The sequence below is a fragment of the Marinobacterium ramblicola genome (genome assembly GCF_019084545.1).
In the GTDB taxonomy this organism is placed as follows: Bacteria; Pseudomonadota; Gammaproteobacteria; order Pseudomonadales; family Balneatricaceae; genus Marinobacterium_D; species Marinobacterium_D ramblicola.
Genome location: NZ_JAHREP010000014.1, coordinates 33,371 through 57,685, shown reverse-complemented (window position 1 = coordinate 57,685; position 24,315 = coordinate 33,371). Strand labels below are relative to the sequence as shown.

Below are 24,315 nucleotides of genomic sequence, written 5' to 3'. Positions count from 1 at the left end.
CAATTACTACTTATTCAGTTGCTCAACGACACTCTGGGTAATATCGAGCGTGGGCGCGACAAAAATCGTGGCCTGTTTATTCACGATCAGATCGATATCCTGGGTTTTGATCAACCCCTGAATGATCTCATCCAGCCGCGGCTTCATCTCACCAATAAATGCCTGCTCTCGCTGCGCGCGCTGCTGCTGCAACTCCTGCCCGCGCCGCTGGTACTCTCCGAACGCTTTCTGGAACTGCAAACGCAGCTGTTTCAGCTCCTCATCGGAGCTCAGTCCCGCATTTTTTTGCAGCTTCTCCTGCAGTGCACGAGCCTGTTTTTCGAGATCGACCAGCTGCTTTTCATCATCCGCAAACTCTGCCTGCAACTGCTTGCGGAAGTCGCTGGCCGCGTTGGAGCTGAGCAGGGCGCGCTGCACATCCAATACTACGGTTTTGCCCGCGTTGGCCTGCGCACTCAGCATCAGCGCAGCCGCTGCCAGCAGGGTTGTCAGTTGTTTCATAATCTCTCCTTAGAAAGTCTGGCCCAGCGCGAACTGGAACAATTCGGTATCGTCATCGGGGCCATCATTCAGCGGCATCGCCAGTGCTATCGACAGCGGCCCAATGGGAGTCAACCAGCTGAGTCCAAGACCCGTGGAGTAGCGCAGCTCACCAAGATCGACACCACCAGCGCAATTTTCCTGTCCAGTCTTACAGTCGGTCGAGAATACGTTACCGGCATCCAGGAACACCAGGGTCCGCCAGGCACTCTTATCACCCACAAACGGGGTTGGGAAGATAAACTCGGCACTGCCGGTCAACAGCACATTGCCACCGAACGGATCGCCACCCGGGCCATCGGTCGGACCAAGCGAATTGTTGCTATAGCCACGCACGCTCTTCAATCCACCCGCGTAGAAGTGGCGATAGAAGGGATACTCGTTATCACCGAGACTATCACCGAATCCGGCCCGCCCCTTGAGGCTCGCGATCCAGACCTCATCGTCATCGATCGGCTGATACCACTTCACATTGTAATTGGCGCGGTAAAAGGTCAGGTCGCTTCCCGGCAATGCCAGATCGAAGCTGGCACCCTGCGCATATCCGCTGGAGGGGAAGAACCCCTTGTTCAGATGGTTATCACTCCAACCAATATTCAGGTTATAGGTGAGGTAGTTATCCCCCTCATCCTCGACGAAGCTCTTGATAATTGGCGCGGTATCGTTAAAGAGGTTGATCTCGGTAAGATCCACACCCAGACCGAAACTCAGGCGCTGGTAGTCGTCGATCGGATAACCGAAATTCACGCCACCGCCAAACTCGTTGGTGGTGTAGGAGCTGACATCCTCCTCATCAAAGTCACGCTCACGGTAGTAAGCATTGAAGCCACGGCTCACTCCGTCCACGGTATAGTAGGGGTTGGTGTAGTTGAAGCTGTATTCGGTCAATGTGGAGCTGTTGGACAGGTTGAAACCGAACTTGCGGCCTGTGCCCAGGAAATTATCCTGTTCGACACCCAACTGAAAGATCAGACCTTCGCTTTCCGAGAACCCGACACTGGCGGTGAATTGGCCTGACGGCTGCTCCTCGACGGTGTATTCGAGGTCAACCTGATCGTCGGTACCCGGCACCGGGCGCGTCTCAACGTTGACACTCTTGAAGTAGCCGGTTCTTTCCAAACGGGTCTTGGAGCGCTCGATCTCTTCGCTGGTGGCGATCCCGGCTTCCATCTGCTCCAGTTCACGACGCACCACCTCATCCGCGGTCAGCGTATTACCGCGAATATTGATGCGACGTACATAGGTTCGTTTTCCGGGCTCGATGTAATAGCGCACAGACAGCGTGCCGTCATCATGAATATCCGGCACCGGGCTCACGTTGGCAAACATGTAGCCCTCATCGCCGAGTCGACGAACCAGACTCTCCTGGGTCTGCGTCATCGCCTTGCGAGAGAAGGTATCGCCGCTCTTGAGTTTGAACAGCGTTTCCAACTCTTCACGCGGCACAACCAGATCACCGGCTACGCTGACGTCAGCGACGCTGAACTGCTCACCCTCATGAATATTGACGGTGATATAGACATGTTTCTTGTCCGGCGTAATGGAAACCTGTGCCGACTCGATGTCGAAATTGATATAGCCGCGGTCCATGTAGTAGGAGCGCAGACGCTCCAGATCGCCCGACATCTTTTCGCGGGAGTAACGATCACTCTTGGTGTAGAAGCTCCAGAAGCTGGGCAGCTTCAACGAGAACAGTTCGGTCAGCTCCTCATCCGAGAACCGGGTGTTGCCGACGATATTGATGTGTTGAATCGTCGCCTCTCGCCCTTCGGTGATGTTGACGTTGAGCGCTACGCGGTTGCCGGACAGCGGTTCCACTTCCGTTTTGATATCGGCGCCGTAGCGCCCCTGGCTGACATAAACACGCAGCAGGTCGAGGCGGATCTGGTCCACGGCAGAGCGCCGAAACACATCGCCCTCCTGGACACCGGACTGTTTGAGACCATCACGTAATGCCTCTTCCTTGATGACCTTGTTGCCCTCGATACGGATCAGTGCCAGAGAGGGACGCTCATGCAGGTTCAGGATAAGGTCATCGCCATCACGCAGAATACTGACATCATCGAAATAGCCGGACGCGAACAACTCTCGCGTCGCGTCGGAAAGACGCTGCTGAGTCAGCCGATCGCCCACGTTGACAGGGAAATAACGAAACACCAGACCGGGTTCGACCCTCTGCAACCCCTCCAGGCGTATATCGTTGACTGTGAACGGAAATTCAGCCGCGTATGCTTGAACCACCCATAGAACAGATACAAGTAACAATCCCAGCTTACGTTTCATGCTGCAGGTCTTAATTTCCGTATATTGAATTCTGGTTGGGGGCGATCAGAGCCGGGCGATGTCGTTGATAATGGCCAGCGCCATCAGACTCAGCAACATTGCCATGCCCAGGCGCAGGCCCAGCATCTGTACTTTTTCACTCACCGGCCGTCCACGTACCAGCTCTACGAGCTGATACAGCAGATGGCCGCCATCGAGCATCGGGATCGGCAGCAGGTTCAACACGCCGAGACTGATGCTCAGATAGGCGAGAAAACTGACGAAAGACTCGAGCCCAGAGGCTGCCGAAGCCCCCGCCACTTTAGCAATGGTTATCGGGCCACTCAAGTTTTTTACCGAGATAGCTCCCGCGATCATCTTGCCGATGGAATCAAGGATCAGACCGATCATCTGCCCTGTTTTCTGCACTCCGATCCACACCGCCTCAATCGGTCCGTATTGCAGATCACGCAACATCTCCGGCGGCCACTCGACTGCGGCGACACCCGCGCCGATGAAACCATAGCGCTCACCATTGGCGTCAACGCGTTCGGCCGGCGTAATCTCAAGCGTCCGAGTCCGGGCTCCTCGCTCAACCTCCAACGTCAAGATCTGCTCAGGGGAGCGGCGGATCAGCTCAACCAGCGCAACCCAGTCACTAACGGGTTCGCCATTGATGGCCACGACCCTGTCGCCGACCTGCAGACCGGATGCTTGCGCGGCCCCACCTTCGGACAGCGATCCAATAATGGCGGGCACATCCGGCCGATAGGGCTGAATACCAAATGCCGCGATCGGCGACTCGTTCTCCAGATCCACCGTCCACTGGTCCAGCCGAGCCTGGTAGCTTTGCGCCAAACCACGCTTAGGTTCACCGGCCAGCAGCTGCAGGGTTCCACTCTCCCCTACCCTGGCAGCCAGGCGCAGATTCACCTCGTCCCACGACTGAACGCTGTGACCATCCACCTCCAGCAGCTCGGCACCGACGGGCAATCCCGCCTGGGCGGCCAAGGAACCGGTCTGAACCGTCCCCACCACAGGCACAACCGAGGTGACACCCCAAACGAACAGAAACCAGTACGCCAATACGGCAAACAGCAGGTTTACCGCCGGACCCGCGACCACGATCGCCATCCGCTGCAGCACGGGCTTATTGTTGAACGCCTGGTCACGAAGCGCCTCCGGCACCTCGCCCTCTCGCTCATCCAGCATGCGCACGTAGCCGCCCAAGGGGATGGCCGCTACCACATACTCGGTACCATCACGCCCCTTACGCAGCCACAGCGGTTTACCGAAGCCAACAGAAAACCGCAGCACACGGACGCCACAGCGCCTGGCAACCCAAAAGTGCCCCCACTCATGAATCGTGACCAGCAGACCAAGCGCCACAATGGTCGCGAGCAGCGTCTGCACTATGCCCATAACACTCCACCTCGGGGAATTAGATCGCCGGTGCCCAATACAGACCCAACATAAATATCGGCGCGGCAGCCGTCAGACTGTCGATACGATCAAGCACGCCGCCATGCCCCGGCAGCAAACGACCGCTGTCTTTGATCCCGCGCTCGCGCTTGAACATACTCTCGAACAGGTCGCCGAATACGGCCGCAAGACAGGTCAGCAGCGACAATGCCATCAGATAGACCAGAGCCGGTGCCGGAAGTTCGCGCCAGAAGCCTGCAATCGCACCGATCAACAGACAGGTCAGCACACCACCCGCCAACCCCTCCAGGGTTTTTCCCGGGCTGACACCGGGAATCAGCTTATGCCGACCAAAAAGCTTACCGGCACAGTAAGCGCCGGTGTCGGCTCCCCACACCAGTAGCAGCAGCATCAATAACGCAAAATCCCCTTCCGGCAGGGCTTTCAGCGCCACCAACGCCACCCAGGTAGGCACGACAACAGCCACCCCAATCAGCAATTTTACTGTACGCGCAGAAAAGCCCGTGTTTGAAGGGTAGTTCAGGATCAGATAGCAGCCCCAGAGCCAGAACAAACCGGCGGCTGCAAGCAACCAGACATTTAACTCTGCCGGCACCAGATAATAGATCAGCGCGATCAAGCCGGTGGCAACCGCAGCGTAGAGCCATTTCAAGACGCCGCTTAGGGTACAGAGATTAGCCCACTCCAGCGCCGCCAGCAGCATGACCAGAGCACAACCCAGGGCGAATCCCTGCAAAGGCAACAGAAATACCCCCGCAAGCACGATAACGCCGAGTACCAGAGCCGTCAGCAGCCGCTGCTTGATCATCCCTTCTCCGCCTCTAACTGCTCACTGGTCTTGCCAAAGCGTCGCTCGCGAGTGCAGAAGCTCAGAATTGCCTCCTGCACCTGAACCTTGCCGAAATCGGGCCAGTATAGAGGCGAGAAATAGAACTCGGTATAGGCAAACTGCCAAATCAGAAAATTACTGATCCGCTGCTCTCCCGCGGTACGGATACAAAGATCGGGCTTGGGCAGATCAGCAAGACAGGTATAGCGATCGAACAGCTCGGCATCGATCTGCTCCGGCGCCAGATCACCGCGCACGCAGGCCTCGGCAATCTTTCGCGCGGCCTGGGCGATATCCCACTGTCCGCCATAGTTGGCAGCCACATTCAGCTGCAGGCCGGTGCAAGCAGAGGTCAACTCCTCGGCCTTGGCGATACGCTTCTGCAGATCCTCACTGAACCGGCTGCGATCCCCAACGATACGTAGGCGGATATTGTTTTTCAGCAACTTGGGCGTTTCTCGATCGAGCGCGATACGAAACAGCTCCATCAGACCGCGCACTTCCAGAGCAGGACGGCGCCAGTTCTCACTACTGAATGCAAACAGCGTCAGTACCTCGACACCGCTCTCGATACACCCCTCGATCACCTGGCGGACGCTATTGACCCCCGCCTTGTGGCCGGACAACACCGCCTTGCGACGCTCTTTCGCCCAGCGATTATTGCCATCCATGATGATAGCGATATGGCGCGGCGGTTTTTTCCCCTCGGGGAGGACTAGCCTAGTGGTTTCAGACATGGGCAGACCGAACAGACGGGCCGCACCTGAGCGCAGCCCGATGCTGCATCAGATTTCCATCAGATCGGTTTCTTTCTGCGCCAGCAGCGCATCGACTTCACCCACATACTTGTCGGTGAGCTTCTGAATCTGATCTTCGCCGCGACGACTTTCGTCTTCAGTGATCTCCTTCTCCTTGAGCAGATCCTTGAAGTCGCCGTTGGCATCACGCCGGATATTGCGGATCGCGACGCGCGCATTCTCCGCCTCCAGACGCGCCTGGCGAATATATCCCTTGCGGGTTTCTTCGGTCAGCGCCGGCATCGGCACACGAATCACGTCGCCGCTGGTGGCCGGATTCAAACCGAGGTCGGATTTCATTATCGCTTTCTCAATCTCCGGGACCATCTTCTTCTCCCAAGGATTGATCATCAGCGTACGTGCATCTTCAACCGTGATGTTCGCCACCTGCTGAATCGGCACCAAGGAGCCGTAGTAGGAGACCTGAACGGCATCCAGAATCGCCGGAGTCGCACGTCCGGTGCGGATCTTTTTGAACTGTTCGGTCAGCGACTCGATGCTTTTCTTCATACGCCCTTCGGCGTCTGACACTATCTCACGGATCATCTTATTCTCCAGCGGCCGGGCCACAGTCAATCAGGGTACCCTCGTTCCCGCCAACCACGAGATTCACAAGTGCCCCATGCTTATTCATGTTAAATACGCGAACCGGCATATTGTGGTCGCGCGTCAAACAGATAGCCGTCATATCCATGACGCCGAGCTGCTTTTCCAACACCTCGTCAAAGCTCAGGTGGGTGTATCGCTCCGCCTTGGGATCCTTCATCGGATCCGCCGTGAATACACCATCGACCTTGGTAGCCTTGAGCACCACATCCGCTTCAACTTCGATACCCCGCAGACAAGCGGCAGAATCGGTCGTAAAGAAGGGATTTCCGGTTCCGGCGGCAAAGATTACCACATCTCCCTGGCTCAGGTAGCGCATCGCGTTACGGCGATCGTAATGATCCACCACGCCGCTCATCGGGATAGCCGACATGACACGGGTCGCAATATTGCAACGCTCCAGCGCCTCGCGCATCGCCAGCGCATTCATCACCGTGGCCAGCATGCCCATATGATCACCGGTTACCCGATCCAGGCCTGCCGCACTCAGCGCCGCGCCACGAAACAGGTTACCGCCACCGATCACCATCCCCACCTGCACGCCGATACCGACCAGCTGCCCGATCTCCAGCGCGACACGGTTGAGCACTTTCGGATCGATACCGAAGTTCTCCTCGCCCATCAGCGCTTCGCCACTCAGCTTCAGCAGGATACGTTTATATTTTGCGTGTTTATCGGTAGGAGGCATGGGTGAATTCTCCAAAGAGAGGGATCTATCAGAGTGTAAAACAAGAGCGCGGGCTGCGCGATCACAGCCCGCCGGTCACTTATCAGCCCTTGAGCTGTTCAGCAACTTCTGCAGCGAAGTCTTTCTTCTCGACTTCGATACCTTCACCCACTTCGACGCGCACGAAGGAAACCAGATCAGCACCTGCTGCCTTCACCAGCTGACCAACGGTCTGCTCCGGGTTCTTGACGAACGGCTGCTCGACCAGGCTGTTCTCGGACAGGAACTTCTTCAGACGGCCGCCAGCCATCTTTTCCTTGATCTCCTGCGGCTTACCGTCCATATCCGGCTGAGCCATGATGATCTCTTTTTCGCGATCCAGCTCTTCCTGCGGCATATCTTCCGGCTTGGCAACGCGCGGGTTAACAGCAGCAACGTGCATGGAGATATCGCGCGCCAGCTCGGCTTCACCGCCGGTCAGCGCCACCAGAGAGACGATGCGCTTGTTGCTGTGCACGTAGCCGTCGACAACCGGTGCTTCAACCAGCAGCGCGCGACGAACGGAGATGTTTTCACCGATCTTCTGCACCAGCGCTTCACGGGCAGATTCCAGATCGCCTGCCATCAGGGCAGCGATGTCGGTCTGCTTGTCGGCGAACGCTTTGGCCAACACTTTCTCTACGAAGCCCAGGAAGTTGTCATCACGAGCCACGAAGTCGGTCTCGGAGTTCACTTCAACCACAACGGCGTAGCTGTTATCGTCAGCCACCTTGAATGCAACCACACCATCAGCAGCAACACGGCTGGCCTTTTTGGCAGCTTTCATACCGGATGATTTACGCAGATCATCGATCGCTTTCTCGATATCACCCTCGGCTTCAACCAGTGCTTTTTTGCACTCCATCATGCCAAGACCTGTGCGTTCGCGCAGTTCTTTCACCATTGCTGCGGAGATGTTCGCCATGTCGGTTACCCCTCAAAAATAATCGCGTTTAATCTGAATCCAAAAAAGGGGAGCCAGGCTCCCCTTTACGAATCGCTCAAGCTTAGTAACAGCGTTTGACAGCCCGATTACTCGGCTGCGTTCTGCTCTTCAACTTCTACAAATTCGCTCTTCTCGCCAGCGTTGTCGCCAGCGCCTTCGACACAGGCATCCGCCACGGACTGAGCGTAGATCTGAATCGCACGCAGCGCATCGTCGTTACCCGGGATAACGTAATCGATGCCGTCCGGGTTGCTGTTGGTATCGACGATACCGATAACAGGAATGCCCAGCTTGTTAGCTTCATTGACAGCGATGCGCTCATGATCAACATCGATCACGAACAGTGCGTCAGGCAGACCACCCATCTCTTTGATACCACCGATGGACAGCTCCAGCTTTTCCATTTCACGAGTGCGCATCAGCGCCTCTTTCTTGGTCAGCTTGTCGAAGGTGCCATCCTGAGACTGGGTTTCCAGCTCACGCAGACGACGAATAGACTGGCGAATGGTCTTGTAGTTGGTCAGCATACCGCCGAGCCAGCGGTGGTTGACATACGGCATGCCTGCACGAACCGCTTCCTCTTTGATCACTTTGGAAGCTGCACGCTTGGTACCAACAAACAGAACCTTGTTCTTGTTCGAAGCCATACCTTTCACAACATCCAGCGCGGAGTTCATTGCCGGCAGGGTGTGCTCGAGGTTGATGATATGGATCTTGTTACGTGCGCCGAAGATGTACTGAGACATCTTGGGGTTCCAGTAGCGAGTCTGGTGACCGAAATGAACACCTGCCTTGAGCAGGTCACGCATGTTTACTTTAGCCATTTAAAAAGTTCCTCTGAACGGGTTTAAACCTCCACATCCCCCACCGTCCAACCGCCATAAGCGGCACCCAGGAGCGGCGTGTCGGAATGTGTGTGTTGTATTAATGCCCTAGACTTAAGTCCGAGGCGGATTTTTGGGAGCGCATTTATACCATAAACCCTGCGGGGATTGAAGCCGCCTTTCTCAGCCGAACGTTTTTTCGCTACAATCTATCGTCCCCGTGCGGCGAAAAGCCGCCGCCGACACACAGGAATCAGCGGAGCCCTATGAGTATCACCATCAAGACCCCGGAAGAGATCGAAAAGATGCGCGTGGCCGGTCGCCTGGCCGCCGAGGTGCTAGAGATGATTGCGCCCAGCGTCGTCCCCGGAGTCACCACCAATGAACTGGATCGGATCTGCCACGACTATATCGTCAACGAGCAGAAGGCGATCCCGGCCCCGCTCAACTATCACGGGTTTCCAAAGTCGATCTGCACCTCGATCAATCAGGTTGTCTGCCACGGCATCCCCAGCGACAAGAAACTCAAGTCGGGCGACATCGTCAATCTGGATATCACGGTGATCAAAGATGGTTACCATGGCGATACCAGCATGATGTTTTACGTCGGTGATGTCGCGCCTCATGCGCAGCGCCTGTGTGAGATCACCCAGGAGTGCCTGTACATGGGGATAAAGCTGGTACGTCCGGGCGCCCGGCTCGGCGATATCGGCCAGGTGATTCAGCAGTACGCCGAATCCAATCACTACTCGGTGGTGCGCGAGTATTGCGGCCACGGTATCGGCCGTGAATTCCACGAAGACCCCCAGGTGCTCCACTACGGCCGGGCCGGCACCGGCGAAGTGCTCGAAGAGGGGATGTGCTTCACCATCGAGCCGATGATCAACGCCGGCAAGCGCCAGGTAAAACTGAACAAGCGCGACGGCTGGACCGTCGAGACCGCGGACCGCCGCCTGTCGGCGCAGTATGAACACACCCTACTGGTCACTGCCGACGGCTATGAGGTGCTGACGCTGCGCGCCGGCGAGACGATCTGACCCAGCTCCTGTCGACAACTTAGAGAACCGCCCTCATGTCCACCAGCGTTCCGCCTACCGAGCATTTCTCCCGCTACCTCGATGTCGACGACCTGCATCGAACACTGGAGCAGGAGGCGACCATCAAGACGCTGAAAACCGCCCTGCGCAGTTCGATGACGGCGATGAACGAGGCGTTTCGCAACGGCGAGGATATCCGCCATCTGGTGTATGGCCGCGCCTGGGTGCTCGACCAGATCCTGACCCAGGCCTGGGCGCGCTTCGACTGGCCGGATCACGACCGGGTCGCCCTGGTGGCGGTCGGCGGCTATGGCCGCGGCGAGCTACACCCCTACTCGGATGTGGACATCCTGATCCTAATCGACGGCGTCGAGCCGACCAGTTTCGAAGAGAGTATCAGCCGTTTTCTGACTCTGCTCTGGGATATCGGTCTGGAGATCGGTTCCAGCGTGCGCACCATCGAGCAGTGCTACCAGGAGGCGCGCAACGATATCACCATCGCCACCAACCTGATCGAGTCCCGTACCCTGATCGGCAACCCGCAACTGCAGGAGTCGATGTACGAACGGGTCACCTCGGAGGGCGCCTGGACCGACAAGGAGTTTTTCCGCGCCAAGCTCGCCGAGCAGGCCGAACGCCACGAACGCACCAACAACACCGAGTACAACCTGGAACCCAACCTGAAAACCTCCCCCGGCGGACTGCGCGACCTGCAGACCATCGGCTGGGTCGCCAAACGCCACTTCGGCGCCACCTACATCCGCGATCTGGTGGATCACGGTTTCCTGACCGAGTCGGAGCTGGAAGCGCTGAACAACGGCGAACTCTACCTGTGGACCGTGCGCTACGCACTGCACATGATCAGCAACCGCCGGGAAGACCGTCTGCTGTTCGACCACCAGCGCTCGCTGGCCGAGTTTTTCAAGTACGAAGACGACAAGGGCGCACTGGCGGTCGAACAGTTCATGAGCAAGTACTACCGCGTCGCCAAGGCGATGTCGGAGTTCAATGACATGCTGCTGCAGTACTTCGACGAGGTGATCCTGCGCGCCGAAGAGCAGCAGCATATACGCCCGATCAACAGTCGCTTCCAGATCCACAACGACTACCTTGAGGTGACCTACGACAAGGTGTTCGAACACCATCCGTTCGCACTGATGGAGCTGTTCGTGGTCATGGCGCAGCACCGCGACATCAAAGGGGTGCGCGCCTCCACCATCCGCCTGATCCGCGACCATCGTCACCTGGTCGATGACAGTTTCCGCAACGATATCCGCAACACCTCGCTGTTTATGGAGCTGCTGCGCTCGGAAGACGGCGTCTCCACCGAACTCAAGCGGATGAACCGCTATGGCATACTCGGGCGCTACCTGCCGGAGTTCGGCCGCATCGTCGGACAGATGCAGCACGACCTGTTCCACATCTACACCGTCGATGCGCACACGCTGAAGGTGATCCAGAAGATGCGCCAGTTCCGCCACCGCGACCATCGCGACACCTTCCCGGTCGCGCATCGCGTGGTCAACCACCTGCCGAAGATCGAGCTGCTCTATATCGCCGGCCTCTACCACGACATCGCCAAGGGGCGCGGTGGCGATCATTCGGAGCTGGGCGGCGACGATGTCATCGCCTTCTGCGAACGCCACCATATCGGCAAGTGGGACACCCAGCTGGTTGCCTGGCTGGTGCGCAACCACCTGAAGATGTCGATGACCGCGCAACGGCGCGACCTGTCGGACCCCCAGGTGATCCATACCTTCGCCGAGCAGGTGGGCGATATTATCCACCTGGACTACCTGTACGTACTCACCGTGGCCGACATCAACGCCACCAACCATACGCTGTGGAACAGCTGGCGTGCCAGCCTGCTGCGCCAGCTCTACATGGAGACCAAACGCGCTCTGCGGCGCGGGCTGGAGAATCCGCTCAATAAAGCGGAACGGATCGAACAGGCTCAGCATGAAGCACTGCAAGCCCTGTCGCGAAAAGGCGTGAGTGCCGAATCGACCCATGCGCTATGGGAGGGACTGGGCGACGACTATTTTCTGCGCGAAGACCCGCGCTCGATCGCCAATCACACCCAGGCCATTCTCGAGCACCGCGAGGCCAATACACCACTGATCACGCTGGAGAAGACCTCCTTCCGCAGCCATGAAGGCGCTACCGAGATCTTCATCTATACCCACGACGAGCCGCACCTGTTCGCAGCCACCGTATCAACCCTCGACCAACTGCACCTGAGCGTTCAGGACGCCCGTATCATCGTCAGCGACAACGGCTATGCACTGAACAACTATACCGTGCTGACCGAAGACAACCTGCCACTCTCGGACAACCCGGACTACCTGAACACTGTCCGCCAGCGGCTGATCGAAGAGCTGAGCCACCCCGAGGACTATCCCGATATCGTCCAGCGCCGGGTGCCGCGACAGCTCAAGGCGTTCGCCACCAAGACCCGGGTGCTGATCAGCAACGACCCCACCCTGCAGCAGACCGTGCTCGAGGTGATCACCGCCGACCGGCCCGGCCTGCTGGCGCGCATCGGCCAAATTTTCGTCGAATTCGGCATCACCCTGCGCAAAGCCAAGATCGCCAACGTCGGCGAACGGGTAGAGGACTTTTTCTTCATCACTGACCGTAACGATCAGCCGATCAGCGATCCGGAGCTGTGCCAGAAACTGCAGCAGGCGATCTGCCACCAACTCGACCAGCACGTGCAGCACAGCCAATAAGAGGAATCCGATATGGATAACCAGACCCGTACCGAAATCGAAGCCGCCGTCCTGCGCCGGCTGCTGGCTCACCTGGACGCGCGTAAAGACGTGCAGAACATCGACCTGATGAACCTGGCCGGTTTCTGCCGCAACTGTCTGTCAAAGTGGTACTCGGCCGAAGCCGCCGAGCGTGGTGAGTCCGTCGATTATGAGCAGGCGCGGGAGATCGTCTATGGCGAGCCCTACGCGCAGTGGAAAGAGAAGTACCAGCGGGAAGCCTCAGCGGACCAGCTCGCGGCGTTCGAACAAAACCAACCCAAAGAGTAAACGAAAGCGGCAGGGCTCAGTCGTTGCTGATCACCCAGGCCCGCTGAACCCTGTTCATATCCACCTCCAGCACGGTGGCATAGACATCATCCTGCACCGGGTAGCTTTTGACTACCCGCGCACCGCGCACGATACCGGCCACAGAGCTCCGGAAGCGGTCATTCTGCAGCACCATCTCCTCGACCTGAGTAGTACCGAACAGGTACTGACCATGGATGATCCCGGCCAACTCCTGGTACGCACGCAGCTTCGACGCCCGCATCGCCATCAGCATCTTCTGCTGCTGGGTCTCTCCAGGCTGCAGACTGATCGGCGCATAACCGGTAGCACTGACCCAGTTCGGCTCGACACCCTCCTCGACCCTGGGGGTGCGATTCACATCGGGCAGCGCATCCACGGTAGCGGTAAAGGTATGGGCCACCGTCTCGCAGCCCGAGAGCAAGCCGAGACAGATCAGCAGTAGTAGTGGTTTCAGCGTTTTCAATGCCCTTATCTTCCCGATCCAATGGCGATTACATTCCGGCCGGCCCCTGGCGATTCTCGATGATCATACCCGCATCGGCGGCACGCAGCGGATCATAGCCGGGCCAGGCGCCCTCCAGCCGACTGAGCGGAATATGCGACTGCGCCGAAGCGAGCACCTGACGGGTCGTGGTATCCAGCACCCGGGCGTTGACCACCAATCCCTCCGGCTGCACCGCATAGGTACCGGTCAATACGAAATAGATCCGGTTACGACTGCGCAACAGGGAGAGCGAACCGGGATCCGGCTCCTGCTTGGCCGTCGTCGTCAGGCTGACCGCACGATAGTCGACCACGTTATACCCGAGGTGCTCCAATTGGAAGATAAACCCGTCACTCAACCGCTCGCCCAGAGATCCCACCCGCTCACGCTCAACCAATTCGTGAAACTGCAGGATCGCCAACGGCAGCCGCCGTACGCGATTCTCGTCCAGCCCCTGCGCCAATTGGTCCGCCATCTGCCGCACCGCCTCGCTCACTGGATCGAAACCATTGGGCTGCGCCCCGACCTGCGCGAGGTCGGCCGGGTAACCGGCACGCTCGGTGCGGCTGCCGGACTGTCCCGCCGCTGCAATCAAGGATTCTACCTGCTGCAACGCCACAGGCCCCAGACTTTCAACCTGCACAGCCTGCGGCTCACCGCGGTTTACCGCACATCCGGCAATAGCGGCCAGCAGCAGCGACACAAGCAGAGCTCTTTTCATCGACATCAATTCCCCTGATTCACCCGCGCCAATCTATCACGGTAGCCCGAGCCCCCCAAGCCCCGAAGATCACTGACGACCACTGCGCACAGCGCCGGGGTATGCTACATTCCTGAACTTCTGTATGTGTATCGGTCGATTGCCCTTTATGTTGAGCACTCTTCGCCACCTTCTGATTCTGGCCCTGTTCTTCACCGCTCTGCCTGCACAGGCGCTTCAGGTTGTCGCCGAGGGCAGTGCCGCCATCATCAACGGCGATGTGGAAAGCGCCCGCCGCGAGGCGGTCGCCGACGCCAGTCAGGCCGCGGCGCTGCAGAGCGCTGCCTATATATCGGCAACCCAGGAGATCGCCAACGGCGTCCTGGATGTCGACAGGATGGAGCTTCGAGCTCTGGGCGACGTCCGCAACATCAAGACGCTCGATGAGTGGATACAGGGCCAGCTGCTGTTCGTGCGTATCCAGGCCGAGGTGTACGTAGAGCAGGGCTGCGAGTCGGGGCTGGCACCGCTGAGTTACCGCAAGAGCCTGGCCCTGACCAGCTTCCCTCTGCTCACGCCGAGCCAGGCCAGCGCCGGCGACCTGGGGGCGATCCAGTCGCAACTGCCGGGGCTGATCGCCGATCTGCTGGCGAACGAGAAAGCGCTTGAGACACTCAAACTCACCTCGCTGAATCTGGTCGCCGACCCGGTCACCGCCCCGGCCGCACAGCTCCCCGAGGGACGGATCAGCAGCGCACTGCAGAACAGCGAACTGCTGCGCAGCCAGTTTGTCCTGGCCGGCGTAATCCGCGACATGTCGATGCGCAGCCCGGTGGGCCCCCGCGAGCCCAACATCCTCGCCGATCTGTACAACCAGGCCGACTACGCCAGCCAGCGCCACCTGCGCAACCTGAGCCTGGAACTCTTCCTCTACGACGGACTCAGCGGTGAACTGCTGGAGCAGAAGGCGTTCTCCGCCCAGGGGCGCTGGACACGCCCACGGGAGGAGCGCACAGGCTTCGCCACCGCCCTGTTCTGGCAACAGGATTACGGCCAAAGCACCCGCAAACTGGCGCAGGAGGTTGCCGACTGGCTTGGCTCACGTTTGCGCTGCGAACCCTTCGCCACCCGCATCACCCGCACCCAGGGCGATCAGATCTGGATCGCTGCCGGCAGTCTCCAGGGCTTCAAAAAGGGCGACCAACTCAGCATCTACCGACGCATGACCCACTACGACGATCAGATGCGCGCCCACTCGGAGCTCAGCGACACCCATGAAACCCTGACCCTGGACTTGGTACAACCGGGCCAGGCCCGCGGTCGCATGGCCGGCGACACTCTGAGTCAGAATATACAGCGCGACGATATCGTCATCTCCCGCTGATGGCGCTCGCCATTGACAGCAAGCGCGGCCGCTCTTAGGCTGCGCCCGCCAATCTGTCCGCTGTAAACAGGAAAACACCATGCCGAACGAGATTTTTGCCGAACTGGAGAACAAACTGGACTCACTGATCGAAGAGGTGGAGACGCTGCGTCTCGAGATCAGCGAACTGCGTCAGGTGCGCGATGGCCTCAAGCAGGAAGCCGCTCAGACCGACGAGCGCCTGCAAAAGCTGTTGGGCATGTTTGACCGACTTGAGGAAAGCGCCGCGCTGTAAATCACCGAACTGCCGGCATCCACCGGCAGTTCGACCTGACAGACTATCAACAACTATTATCTGCCGTTAGCGCTGAGTACCACGAATCCGCACTTCGACACGACGGTTCATTGCACGACCCGCGGCACTGCCGTTATCGGCAATCGGATTACGTTCGCCATAGCCGTATACACTCAGACGCAGACGATCGACGCCGACCGACATCAGATAGTTCGCCACCGCCGCAGCACGGCGCTCGGAAAGCTGCTGGTTGTACTGGTCAGAACCGGTGGAGTCGGTATAGCCCTCGACAGCTATCTGGGTCTTGTCGAACTTGATCAACACCTTGCCCACGGAATCGAGCACCGGATAGAAGCCGGTGTCCACACGATCACTGTCGGTAGCAAAGGTGATATTGCCGGGCATGATCAGGCGGATATCGTCGCCGACACGCTCGACACGCACCCCGGTACCCTCAAGCTCCTGACGCAACCGCATCTCCTGCTGATCCTGGTAGTAGCCTATGCCGCCACCCACCGCGCCGCCGATCAGCGCACCAGCCAGAGCACCCTCGTTACGATCCCCTTTTCCGGCAACCGCCGCGCCCAGTAGCGCTCCGCCAAGGGCGCCGATACCCGCGCCCTTGGTCGCCTGAGAGGTTTTCTGCTCCTGAGTGTAGGGGTCCAGCGTCGTACATCCGGATAGCAGCGCGAGCGATAGTGCAGATGCCACTGCGGTCTTGTACTTCATAACGTTACTCCTTCAAGTGTTTCGAAAAGACCTGTACGTGACCGATAACGCCCGCCCAGGTTCCCATGAACTCTATTTAGTCCAGCTTAGCTTAACCGTCGATTAAGCGCGTCAATTTAGGGTCTCGGGCGTTCTGCGCGCTGGCCAGTGCGCGCTTCACCCGATAAAATGTGGTCAGCTCAGTTTTATCTAACATCTGCATCCGCTTTTCCAGTCCGAGGAGTCAACTCTTGTCCCAGCTTCCTGTCATCGTCGGTTTCGGTGGTATCAGCCCGGCCGGCCGAGCATCCTTTCATCATGGCTATCGCCGCCTGATTCTGGATCAGCTCGACAGTAATTCGCGACGGGAAACGCTACTGGATCTCGGGGTACTGATGGGGCTGGCCAGCTTCGGCGACGGCAGCTATCTCAACGCCGACGGCGACAGGATAGATGCAGAGGAACTCGCCGCTGCGCTTGAGCCTGCCGTGCGCAACAACACCCTGATCCGCCGCATCCATCCGGACTGGTTCGATGTGCACGCGGTGACCTTCAACCGTCCGGCAAGCATCGAAGGCAGCGACGGCCAGCTGCGTTTCCGGCTGCGCCGCCGCCAGTTGCCGGCACAGATCCCCGCCAACTGGCAGATCAGTGAAGTAGAGGGTGGACAGTACGACGTTGTCGTACAGGGCGCATGCGATCTGATCTTCCATGATACCAAGGAGGCCCAGGTCCAGAGTGCGGGCATGCTGCCCACCGGTTTTGAACCCGGTCGGCTGTACCAGTCACGCAACCACCCCCGTGGATTGCAGATGGCGATCTACGCCGCCTCCGATGCGCTGAGCTCGGTCGGCATCGCCTACAACGAGATTCTCAAGCACCTGGCACCGGACCAGATTGCGGTATTTGCCAGCAACTCCATCGGCCAGCTGGACGACTTCGGCTTCGGCGGCCTGACCAAGTTTCCCGTCCTCGGCAAGCGCACCACTTCAAAGCAGATGCCGCTGGGTTACGCGCAGATGCCAGCCGACTTCATCAACGCCTACCTGCTTGGCAACGTGGGGACTACCGGTGGCGCGCTGGGTGCCTGTGCTACCTTCCTGTACAACCTGAAGAGCGGTGTCGACGCTATCCGTAGCGGCCAGTGCAAACTGGCGATGATCGGCGGCTCTGATGCACCGGTGACCCCGGAAGTGATCGAAGGTTTCCGCGCCATGGGCGCCCTGGCCGAAGACAAGCAGCTGGCAGCACTGGATGGACTGGACAGCCTGAGCGATGACGACTATCGCCGCGCCTGCCGCCCGTTCGGCGAAAACTGCGGCTTTACCATCGGCGAATCCAGCCAGTACCTGGTACTGATGAGCGACGATCTGGCGCTGGAACTGGGCGCCGATATCCACGGCTGCGTGCCCGATGTTTTCGTCCACGCCGACGGCCACAAGAAGTCGATCTCCGCCCCCGGCATCGGCAACTACATGACCCTGGGCAAATCGGCCGCGCTGGTGCGCAGCATGCTCGGAGAGGAATCACTGCGCCAGCGCAGCTATGTCCAGGCCCACGGCACCAGCACGCCGCAGAACCGGGTTACCGAATCCCATGTAATCAACGAGATCGCACGCGCCTTCGATATCCGCGACTGGACGGTCTCCGCGGTCAAGGCCTACCTCGGCCATTCGCAGGGCACCGCCGGCGGCGACCAGATCATGTCCGCGCTGGGCACCTGGCGCTACGGTTATATTCCGGGTCTGACCACCACGCCGGCGATCGCCGACGACGTACACCAGAGCCACCTCAATTTCTCGCTGGCACATCAGCAGGTAGGCAGCTCCGGCATGGATTCGGTGATGATCAACGCCAAAGGCTTCGGCGGCAATAACGCCACCGCCTGCGTGCTGGCACCGCATATCGGCGAGCAACTGCTGGAGCGCCGCCACGGCAAGGCGGCCATGCAGGCCTGGCGCGAGCGCCGCGAAGCGGTACGCGAACGTGCCGCTGCCTACGATCAACAGTCGATCCGCGGCCTTGCGCGTCCCACCTACCTGTACGATCATCAGGTCCTGGCCGGCGAAGATCTTGCGATCAGCGATCATCAGATAGAGCTGCCGGGCTATGCCAACCCGATCAGCCTGGATCTGGACAATCCGTTCAAGGACATGTGCTGACAGCTGCAGGCGCAGCCCCCGGGCACGCTACATTTAGGGAGGTTTGATGAACAAGGTTATTAGCACGCTGTCAGCAGTCCTGCTAGGTGCAACTCTCAGTGGCTGTATCGATACCGGGGACCTGATGAAGCAGGATCCTTCGGTTGACCAGTTCTACACCCTGGACAAAGACCGGCTGCTGCTGTGTCGGGGCACCAGCAACCAATGTCAGGACCTGACCCTGATCGCTTCGGCGGAAGAGCTCATGCCGCAGATAGAGCGCATCTACGGCGGTACGATCAGCGGGCCCAACTACCCTGTCAGCCTGGCCAAGCTGATAACTGAGCCGCCCCAGGGCCAGTATAAAGCCACTCCACTCGGCGAGAGCGGCCGCTATCTTCAGCTACCGATCAACCGCCAGACCGATAGCGTCTGGGATACGCTGAAAAAAGCCCGCAACCAGGTGTACGACTAAGCCAGTGTAGAACTAAGCCAGCGCCAGAAGCGCTAGTGCATTTGAGCAGGTCTGCTGCGCAACCTGCTCGATCTCCATCTTGCGCAGCTCGGCGATAATCCTCACCACTTCGGCAACGCGTACAGGCTGATTGGGCTCGTCGCGCCAGCGACTGAGCGGCATATCCGGGGCGTCCGTTTCCAGCACGAGCCACTCCAGCGGTAACTCAGCCGCCAGGCGCCTGAGCCTGGTCGCCCTCGGGTAACTGATCGCACCACCGAAACCCAGCTTGAAGCCAAGCTTCGCATACTCACGGGCCTGCTGCTCACTGCCGGAAAAGGCGTGCACGATGCCGGCGCGGGGCAGGCGCAGTTGACGCAGCAGTTTCAAAGTTTGGTCGTGCGCCTTGCGCACATGCAGCAGCACCGGCAGCTCGGCCTCCCGCGCAATCTGCAGTTGATCACACAGCAGCTCGGTTTGGGCAGCGGCGTCATAATCCTCGATCTGGAAATCCAGACCGATCTCGCCGATCGCGACCAGTTCCGATCGGTGTTCAGACACCAGCTGCGCCAGCCGTGTCAAGTGTTCGGGACGATGTTCGCTCATGAAGCAGGGGTGCAGGCCCAGCGCCGGGTAGAGACGGATACCCTCGGGCCGGGTGGTCGTGAGTACGAGCACACGCCCCCAGTCCTCGGCGGTGACGCCGGGCACGACGATAGCACCGACACCGGCGGCACGCGCCTGGGCCAACGCCTGGTCGCGCCAGCTGTCAAAGATGGGAAAATCGAGATGGCAGTGGGTATCGATCAGCATGGGGAGAGTATGGCATAGCTGCCGATTATCCGGCAGCAGCCGATCGATATCACCGTACGTGAGCGGGCCGTTGCGGCCTCTTCCGGCTGACCGTCTGCCGCCAAGGATGGCGGCAGCCGAGCCCCCATGGATGGGTTCACGGCGTGTCAGACGGAAGAGGCTGCAGCGGCCCTGGCACCCATGATGGGTGTCTCACAATACAAAAAACCTATCAATGCTCCCTTGTGGCACGGAACTCGATATCGGGCCAGCGCTCCTCGGTCAGCGACAGATTGACTCGTGTGGGCGCCAGATAGGTGAGCAGACCGGCGCCGTCATAGGCCAGGTTGTCGTACGCCTTGCGCTCGAACTCGGACAGCATCTTGTTATCCTTGCACTCCACCCAACGGGCAGTGGCCACGCTGACCCCCTCGTAGACGCACTCCACCTTGTATTCGTCCTTGAGGCGGAATACGACCACCTCGAACTGCAGCTGACCGACCGCGCCGAGAATCAGGTCGTTGTTCTTCATCGGCTGGAACAGCTGCACCGCGCCCTCCTCCGACAGTTGCTGCAGGCCTTTCTGCAACTGCTTCATCTTCAACGGGTCGGTAGGACGCACGCGGCGGAACATCTCCGGCGCAAAGTGAGGGATACCGGTGAACTTCAACTCCTCGCCTTCGGTGAAGGTATCGCCGATCTGGATGGTGCCGTGGTTGTGCAGGCCGATGATGTCGCCGGACCAGGCGGTCTCCACGTTTTCACGATCGCCGGCGAGGAAGGTCACCGCGTCGGCGATCTTCACATCCTTGCCGATCCGCACGTGCTTCATCTTCATGCCGCGGCTATAGGCGCCGGAGCAGATGCGCATGAAGGCGATACGGTCGCGGTGCTTGGGGTCCATGTTCGCCTGGATTTTGAACACGAAACCGGAGAACTTCTCCTCATTGGATTCCACGGCGCGGGTTTCGGTACCACGGGCCGGCGGTGCCGGTGCCCAATCGACGAAGTCGTCCAACATCTCGCGCACGCCGAAGTTACCCAGTGCGGTACCGAAATAGACCGGGGTCAGTTTACCCTCGAGGTAGGCCTGCTGGTCCCACTCATGGGTCGCGCCGCGCACCAGCTCGATCTCGTCGACGAAATCTTCATACTCATCGTCCAGCAGCGCTTTCGTTTCATCGGAATCCAGCCCCTGGATCAGTTTTTCCTCGGCCAAGGTATGCCCCATGCCCGGGGTGAACAGGTGCAAAGTATCGGTGTAGAGGTTGTACACCCCCTTGAAGCGCTTGCCGGAGGCGATCGGCCAGTTGATCGGCGCGGCCTGGATCTTCAGCACCTCCTCGATCTCGTCGAGCAGTTCGATCGGGTCGCGGATATCGCGGTCGAGCTTGTTGACGAAGGAGAAGATCGGCGTGTCGCGCAGTCGGCACACCTCCATCAGCTTGATGGTGCGCTCCTCGACACCCTTGGCGCCGTCGACCACCATCAGCGCCGAGTCCACCGCCGTCAGCGTGCGGTAGGTGTCCTCGGAGAAGTCCTCATGTCCCGGGGTGTCGAGCAGGTTGACGATCCGCTCCTTGTAGGGGAACTGCATCACCGAGGAGGTGATCGAGATCCCGCGCTCCTGCTCCATGCTCATCCAGTCGGAGGTGGCGTGCCGGTCACTGCCACGCCCTTTGACAGTACCGGCTACCTGGATCAACTGTCCGATCAACAGCAACTTCTCGGTAATGGTGGTTTTACCGGCGTCGGGGTGGGAGATGATGGCAAAGGTGCGCCGCTTGGCGACTTCTCGCTGAACAGGATGTGACATCGGTTCGGGTCTTCCAGATTGGCAAAGCTGACCGGCCAGCGCGCAGCTGACCGGCAAGTGATCGGTTATAAAGTGCGCTATTCTCGCCGATCATAGCGCGATGAACAATCGATCAGACCCGAAAACGTCCGACCAACTCGCTTATCTGGTGAGAAAGGTCGCGAATTTCGACCGCCAGCTGCGCATTCATCTCGACGATCGAGGTGGCCGAGGCGCTCTGCTCGCTCAGCGAGGTCAGGTTATGGCCGATCTCCTCCGATACTGCAGACGGCCCCTCTGTCGCGCGGGCGGTCTGAATCGACAGGTCGCGGTCCGGGGTGATCGCAAGCTATCCCGACCTCTACCAGCACCCTGAGATGCACTACGCTTACAGGCAGGAGGGCTAGAAGCCGTCCCCCTCGCTGTCGGATAACCCTCCTGGAGGTAAACGATGTACACGACCGATGGACTGCATCTGAGCAACAACGATGCGCTGCGATTAAACGACCAAGACGCACTGCTGCTGATCGATCTGCAGCGTGATTTCCTGCCCGGTGGGGCACTTGGCGTAGCGGGGGGCGATCGGGTATTACCGGTGGTAAGCGATCTGATCGCGCTATTCACCGCGCGCAAGCGACCGATTGTCGCCACCCGGGACTGGCATCCGCCCAAGCACTGCTCGTTTCGCCCTCAGGGCGGCCCCTGGCCGCCGCACTGCATTCAGAATACGCCGGGCGCAGGCTGGTCACCCGAGCTAAACCTGCCGCCATCGACGCTGATAGTATCCAAAGGCAGTGCGATCTCGCCGGACGCCTATTCCGGCTTTCAGGGTACCGATCTCGGCCAAAAACTGCACAGCCTGAATTGCCGACGCCTGTTCGTCGCAGGGCTGGCCACCGATTACTGCGTATTGCAGACCGTACTCGACGCCCGTCAGCTGGGTTTCGACGTGCAGGTCGTCGAAGACGCCATCCGCGCCGTCGACGTCAACCCTGGAGATGGCATCAGGGCGCTCGACCGGATGCTGGACGCGGGTGCCGAGCTGATCACCCTGCAGGATCTGATCGATGCCAACCCCTGATCACTGCCCTCTGGCAGAGAACCCTCTTGAGCAGAGCCCGCTGCTGACCGACCTCTATCAGCTCACCATGCTGCAGACCTACCTCGACCGGGGGATGCAGGAGGAGGCGGTGTTCGAGTTTTTCGTGCGCAAAATTCCGGACAACCGCAACTTCCTGATCTTCGCCGGGCTCGAGCAACTGCTGGCCTTTCTCGAACACACCCGCTTCTCCCGGAGCGAACTGGAGTATCTGTCGCAAACCGGCCTGTTCCGGCAGAACCTGCTCGATTACCTGGCCGGCTTTCGCTTCTCCGGCAGCGTTCACGCCATGGCCGAGGGCACGCTCTGTTTCAGTAACGAACCGATCGTCAGGATCACCGCCCCACTGCCACAGGCCCAGTTGATCGAGACCCGCCTGATCAACCTGCTGCAGCTGCAGACCCTGATCGCCACCAAAGCGGTACGTTGCCGTATCCAGGCACCGGACGCCAGACTGGTCGATTTCGGACTGCGGCGCGCCCATGGCGCCGAGGCGGGCTTGCTGGCCGCACGAGCCTGTTTTCTCGGCGGCTTCGATGGTACCGCCAACGTCCTGGCCGGCCAGCGTTTTGGCATCCCCATTCTCGGCACCATGGCACACGCCTATATCCAGGCACACGACAACGAGATGGAGGCTTTCCGCCACTTTGCCGACAGCCACCCGAACAATCTGATTCTGTTGATCGATACCTACGACACCGATCGCGGTGCCCTGCGCGCAGCCGAACTGGCCAACGAGCTGCAGCCCAAGGGTATACGGGTGAAGGGGGTGCGTATCGACAGCGGTGAGCTGGGCGCGGAAGCGGTCAGGGTACGCCGGATTCTGGACCAAGCCGGCCATCCGGAGATCACCCTATTTGCCAGCTCCAGTATCGATGAACAACTGCTGCAGGAGCTTGTCCGGCGCCGGGCTCCGATAGATGGTTATGGTATCGGCACCAGCCTGACCACCTCATCTGACGCCCCTTTTCTCAACTGCGCCTACAAGCTGCAGGAGTATGCCGGCATCGCGCGCCGCAAGCGCTCCAGAGGCAAGGCAACCTGGCCGGGACGCAAACAGCTGTACCGCTTTCTGGATACGCGCGGCAAGATCGCGTATGACCAACTCTGCTGCGACACCGAGTCAGTGCCAGGCGGTAGTCCACTGCTCGAACCGGTGATGCGCAACGGTCGTCGTCTGGCCGCGGCAGAGCCGCTGTCCGATATCCGCCGACGCGTGCAACGACAGATCGCCACGTTACCCGACGCCCTGCTCAGCCTGGAGCAGGCCCCACCGCTGCCGCTGCAGGTATCGGCGCAGCTGCAGCGATTGGCACGGGAGACCGATCGCCGCTTTAATCGCTAAGGACCTGACAACGCCCCGGCATGCGACCTTATGTCCCATGCCAGCGCCGCCGGCACGGGTTATACTCCGGCGCAGGTTCTTTCCGTG

The 24,315-nt window shown here is 59.5% G+C and carries 23 protein-coding genes; 9 read left to right on the top strand and 14 right to left on the bottom strand.

Translation table 11 applies throughout. From position 1 onward, the window contains the following. Positions 1-6: 6 nt before the first annotated feature. The 9 genes from KQ940_RS12190 to rpsB form a co-directional block, all read right to left on the bottom strand. The gene (locus KQ940_RS12190; RefSeq protein WP_217413917.1) at positions 7-501 is read right to left on the bottom strand and encodes an OmpH/Skp family outer membrane protein; all 495 of its coding nucleotides are present in this window, start codon (positions 499-501) and stop codon (positions 7-9) included. A 9-nt stretch (positions 502-510) separates the two neighbouring features. Next, on the bottom strand, positions 511-2,823 hold the full coding sequence (bamA, locus tag KQ940_RS12185) for an outer membrane protein assembly factor BamA (RefSeq protein ID WP_217413916.1): 2,313 nt from the start codon (positions 2,821-2,823) through the stop codon (positions 511-513). Positions 2,824-2,868: 45 nt separating this feature from the next. Continuing rightward, positions 2,869-4,224 carry a sigma E protease regulator RseP gene (gene rseP, locus KQ940_RS12180; RefSeq protein WP_217413915.1) on the bottom strand — a complete coding sequence of 452 codons (1,356 nt, stop codon included), beginning with the start codon at positions 4,222-4,224 and terminating at the stop codon, positions 2,869-2,871. Between the two features lie 19 nt (positions 4,225-4,243). After that, positions 4,244-5,053: a phosphatidate cytidylyltransferase gene (locus KQ940_RS12175; protein WP_217413914.1), complete on the bottom strand. Its 810-nt coding sequence runs from the start codon at positions 5,051-5,053 to the stop codon at positions 4,244-4,246. Continuing rightward, positions 5,050-5,811, bottom strand: coding sequence for a polyprenyl diphosphate synthase (gene uppS / locus KQ940_RS12170; protein WP_217413913.1), 762 nt, complete (start codon positions 5,809-5,811; stop codon positions 5,050-5,052). Before uppS ends, KQ940_RS12175 begins: the two co-directional genes overlap by 4 nt. Positions 5,812-5,859: 48 nt before the next feature. Then, complete coding sequence (frr, locus tag KQ940_RS12165; RefSeq protein WP_217413911.1) at positions 5,860-6,417, bottom strand: ribosome recycling factor; 558 nt, start codon at positions 6,415-6,417, stop codon at positions 5,860-5,862. A 1-nt stretch (position 6,418) separates the two neighbouring features. Then, the gene (gene pyrH / locus KQ940_RS12160; RefSeq protein ID WP_188751252.1) at positions 6,419-7,165 is read right to left on the bottom strand and encodes a UMP kinase; all 747 of its coding nucleotides are present in this window, start codon (positions 7,163-7,165) and stop codon (positions 6,419-6,421) included. 82 nt (positions 7,166-7,247) lie between these two features. Next, a complete protein-coding gene (gene tsf / locus KQ940_RS12155; RefSeq protein ID WP_217413910.1) occupies positions 7,248-8,108 on the bottom strand; it encodes a translation elongation factor Ts in 861 nt (286 codons plus the stop codon). Between the two features lie 107 nt (positions 8,109-8,215). Then, positions 8,216-8,953 (bottom strand): 30S ribosomal protein S2, encoded by a 738-nt coding sequence (gene rpsB / locus KQ940_RS12150; protein WP_217413909.1) that lies wholly within the window; start codon positions 8,951-8,953, stop codon positions 8,216-8,218. 266 nt (positions 8,954-9,219) lie between these two features. On the opposite strand from rpsB, the gene map reads away from it, so the two are divergent. Genes map through KQ940_RS12135 form a run of 3 tightly spaced genes read left to right on the top strand, consistent with a single transcriptional unit; the run spans position 9,220 to position 13,031 of the window. Then, positions 9,220-9,990: a type I methionyl aminopeptidase gene (gene map / locus KQ940_RS12145; protein ID WP_217413908.1), complete on the top strand. Its 771-nt coding sequence runs from the start codon at positions 9,220-9,222 to the stop codon at positions 9,988-9,990. Positions 9,991-10,025: 35 nt separating this feature from the next. Continuing rightward, the gene (locus KQ940_RS12140) at positions 10,026-12,722 is read left to right on the top strand and encodes a [protein-PII] uridylyltransferase (RefSeq protein ID WP_217413907.1); all 2,697 of its coding nucleotides are present in this window, start codon (positions 10,026-10,028) and stop codon (positions 12,720-12,722) included. 12 nt (positions 12,723-12,734) lie between these two features. Beyond that, a complete protein-coding gene (locus tag KQ940_RS12135; protein WP_217413906.1) occupies positions 12,735-13,031 on the top strand; it encodes a DUF1244 domain-containing protein in 297 nt (98 codons plus the stop codon). 16 nt (positions 13,032-13,047) lie between these two features. On the opposite strand, the gene KQ940_RS12130 is transcribed toward KQ940_RS12135, so the two are convergent. Both KQ940_RS12130 and KQ940_RS12125 read right to left on the bottom strand, forming a co-directional pair. Beyond that, a complete protein-coding gene (locus KQ940_RS12130; protein ID WP_246590025.1) occupies positions 13,048-13,515 on the bottom strand; it encodes an LPP20 family lipoprotein in 468 nt (155 codons plus the stop codon). A 28-nt stretch (positions 13,516-13,543) separates the two neighbouring features. Continuing rightward, entirely contained in the window at positions 13,544-14,263 is a 720-nt protein-coding gene (locus KQ940_RS12125; protein WP_246590024.1) for a FlgO family outer membrane protein, read from the bottom strand. A gap of 142 nt (positions 14,264-14,405) precedes the next feature. Here KQ940_RS12125 and KQ940_RS12120 point away from each other — a divergent pair, with 142 nt between their 5' ends. Further along, entirely contained in the window at positions 14,406-15,620 is a 1,215-nt protein-coding gene (locus KQ940_RS12120) for a flagellar assembly protein T N-terminal domain-containing protein (protein ID WP_217413904.1), read from the top strand. Positions 15,621-15,699: 79 nt separating this feature from the next. After that, the gene (gene zapB / locus KQ940_RS12115) at positions 15,700-15,894 is read left to right on the top strand and encodes a cell division protein ZapB (RefSeq protein ID WP_217413903.1); all 195 of its coding nucleotides are present in this window, start codon (positions 15,700-15,702) and stop codon (positions 15,892-15,894) included. A 66-nt stretch (positions 15,895-15,960) separates the two neighbouring features. Here the strand turns inward: zapB and KQ940_RS22965 are convergent, their stop codons facing one another. After that, the gene (locus KQ940_RS22965; RefSeq protein WP_217413902.1) at positions 15,961-16,623 is read right to left on the bottom strand and encodes a YiaD family glycine zipper/OmpA-like lipoprotein; all 663 of its coding nucleotides are present in this window, start codon (positions 16,621-16,623) and stop codon (positions 15,961-15,963) included. A gap of 230 nt (positions 16,624-16,853) precedes the next feature. Between KQ940_RS22965 and KQ940_RS12105 the strand changes: the two genes are divergently transcribed. Both KQ940_RS12105 and KQ940_RS12100 read left to right on the top strand, forming a co-directional pair. Beyond that, positions 16,854-18,764, top strand: coding sequence for a beta-ketoacyl synthase (locus KQ940_RS12105; protein WP_217413901.1), 1,911 nt, complete (start codon positions 16,854-16,856; stop codon positions 18,762-18,764). A 46-nt stretch (positions 18,765-18,810) separates the two neighbouring features. Next, positions 18,811-19,218, top strand: a complete 408-nt coding sequence (locus KQ940_RS12100) for a hypothetical protein (protein WP_217413900.1) — start codon at positions 18,811-18,813, stop codon at positions 19,216-19,218. Positions 19,219-19,230: 12 nt separating this feature from the next. On the opposite strand, the gene KQ940_RS12095 is transcribed toward KQ940_RS12100, so the two are convergent. Together KQ940_RS12095 and KQ940_RS12090 are read right to left on the bottom strand one after the other, a co-directional pair. Further along, entirely contained in the window at positions 19,231-20,010 is a 780-nt protein-coding gene (locus tag KQ940_RS12095) for a TatD family hydrolase (RefSeq protein ID WP_217413899.1), read from the bottom strand. Between the two features lie 211 nt (positions 20,011-20,221). Then, positions 20,222-21,805 (bottom strand): peptide chain release factor 3, encoded by a 1,584-nt coding sequence (locus tag KQ940_RS12090; RefSeq protein ID WP_217413898.1) that lies wholly within the window; start codon positions 21,803-21,805, stop codon positions 20,222-20,224. 430 nt (positions 21,806-22,235) lie between these two features. Between KQ940_RS12090 and KQ940_RS12085 the strand changes: the two genes are divergently transcribed. Both KQ940_RS12085 and KQ940_RS12080 read left to right on the top strand, forming a co-directional pair. Beyond that, positions 22,236-22,865: an isochorismatase family protein gene (locus tag KQ940_RS12085; protein WP_217413897.1), complete on the top strand. Its 630-nt coding sequence runs from the start codon at positions 22,236-22,238 to the stop codon at positions 22,863-22,865. Next, positions 22,852-24,228: a nicotinate phosphoribosyltransferase gene (locus KQ940_RS12080; protein ID WP_217413896.1), complete on the top strand. Its 1,377-nt coding sequence runs from the start codon at positions 22,852-22,854 to the stop codon at positions 24,226-24,228. The genes KQ940_RS12085 and KQ940_RS12080 overlap by 14 nt, the downstream gene beginning before the upstream one ends. The last annotated feature ends 87 nt before the right edge of the window (positions 24,229-24,315 follow it).

Bases quoted from the DNA above. Each gene is read 5' to 3' on its own strand.
- KQ940_RS12090 (WP_217413898.1), bottom strand. From the start codon at position 21,805: ATGTCACATCCTGTTCAGCGAGAAGTCGCCAAGCGGCGCACCTTTGCC.
- map (WP_217413908.1), top strand. From the start codon at position 9,220: ATGAGTATCACCATCAAGACCCCGGAAGAGATCGAAAAGATGCGCGTG.
- KQ940_RS12120 (WP_217413904.1), top strand. From the start codon at position 14,406: ATGTTGAGCACTCTTCGCCACCTTCTGATTCTGGCCCTGTTCTTCACC.
- uppS (WP_217413913.1), bottom strand. From the start codon at position 5,811: ATGTCTGAAACCACTAGGCTAGTCCTCCCCGAGGGGAAAAAACCGCCG.
- KQ940_RS12190 (WP_217413917.1), bottom strand. From the start codon at position 501: ATGAAACAACTGACAACCCTGCTGGCAGCGGCTGCGCTGATGCTGAGT.
- KQ940_RS12080 (WP_217413896.1), top strand. From the start codon at position 22,852: ATGCCAACCCCTGATCACTGCCCTCTGGCAGAGAACCCTCTTGAGCAG.
- bamA (WP_217413916.1), bottom strand. From the start codon at position 2,823: ATGAAACGTAAGCTGGGATTGTTACTTGTATCTGTTCTATGGGTGGTT.
- KQ940_RS22965 (WP_217413902.1), bottom strand. From the start codon at position 16,623: ATGAAGTACAAGACCGCAGTGGCATCTGCACTATCGCTCGCGCTGCTA.
- KQ940_RS12100 (WP_217413900.1), top strand. From the start codon at position 18,811: ATGAACAAGGTTATTAGCACGCTGTCAGCAGTCCTGCTAGGTGCAACT.
- KQ940_RS12125 (WP_246590024.1), bottom strand. From the start codon at position 14,263: ATGTCGATGAAAAGAGCTCTGCTTGTGTCGCTGCTGCTGGCCGCTATT.
- rseP (WP_217413915.1), bottom strand. From the start codon at position 4,224: ATGGGCATAGTGCAGACGCTGCTCGCGACCATTGTGGCGCTTGGTCTG.
- tsf (WP_217413910.1), bottom strand. From the start codon at position 8,108: ATGGCGAACATCTCCGCAGCAATGGTGAAAGAACTGCGCGAACGCACA.
- rpsB (WP_217413909.1), bottom strand. From the start codon at position 8,953: ATGGCTAAAGTAAACATGCGTGACCTGCTCAAGGCAGGTGTTCATTTC.
- KQ940_RS12085 (WP_217413897.1), top strand. From the start codon at position 22,236: ATGTACACGACCGATGGACTGCATCTGAGCAACAACGATGCGCTGCGA.
- KQ940_RS12175 (WP_217413914.1), bottom strand. From the start codon at position 5,053: ATGATCAAGCAGCGGCTGCTGACGGCTCTGGTACTCGGCGTTATCGTG.
- KQ940_RS12135 (WP_217413906.1), top strand. From the start codon at position 12,735: ATGGATAACCAGACCCGTACCGAAATCGAAGCCGCCGTCCTGCGCCGG.
- KQ940_RS12095 (WP_217413899.1), bottom strand. From the start codon at position 20,010: ATGCTGATCGATACCCACTGCCATCTCGATTTTCCCATCTTTGACAGC.
- KQ940_RS12140 (WP_217413907.1), top strand. From the start codon at position 10,026: ATGTCCACCAGCGTTCCGCCTACCGAGCATTTCTCCCGCTACCTCGAT.
- frr (WP_217413911.1), bottom strand. From the start codon at position 6,417: ATGATCCGTGAGATAGTGTCAGACGCCGAAGGGCGTATGAAGAAAAGC.
- zapB (WP_217413903.1), top strand. From the start codon at position 15,700: ATGCCGAACGAGATTTTTGCCGAACTGGAGAACAAACTGGACTCACTG.
- pyrH (WP_188751252.1), bottom strand. From the start codon at position 7,165: ATGCCTCCTACCGATAAACACGCAAAATATAAACGTATCCTGCTGAAG.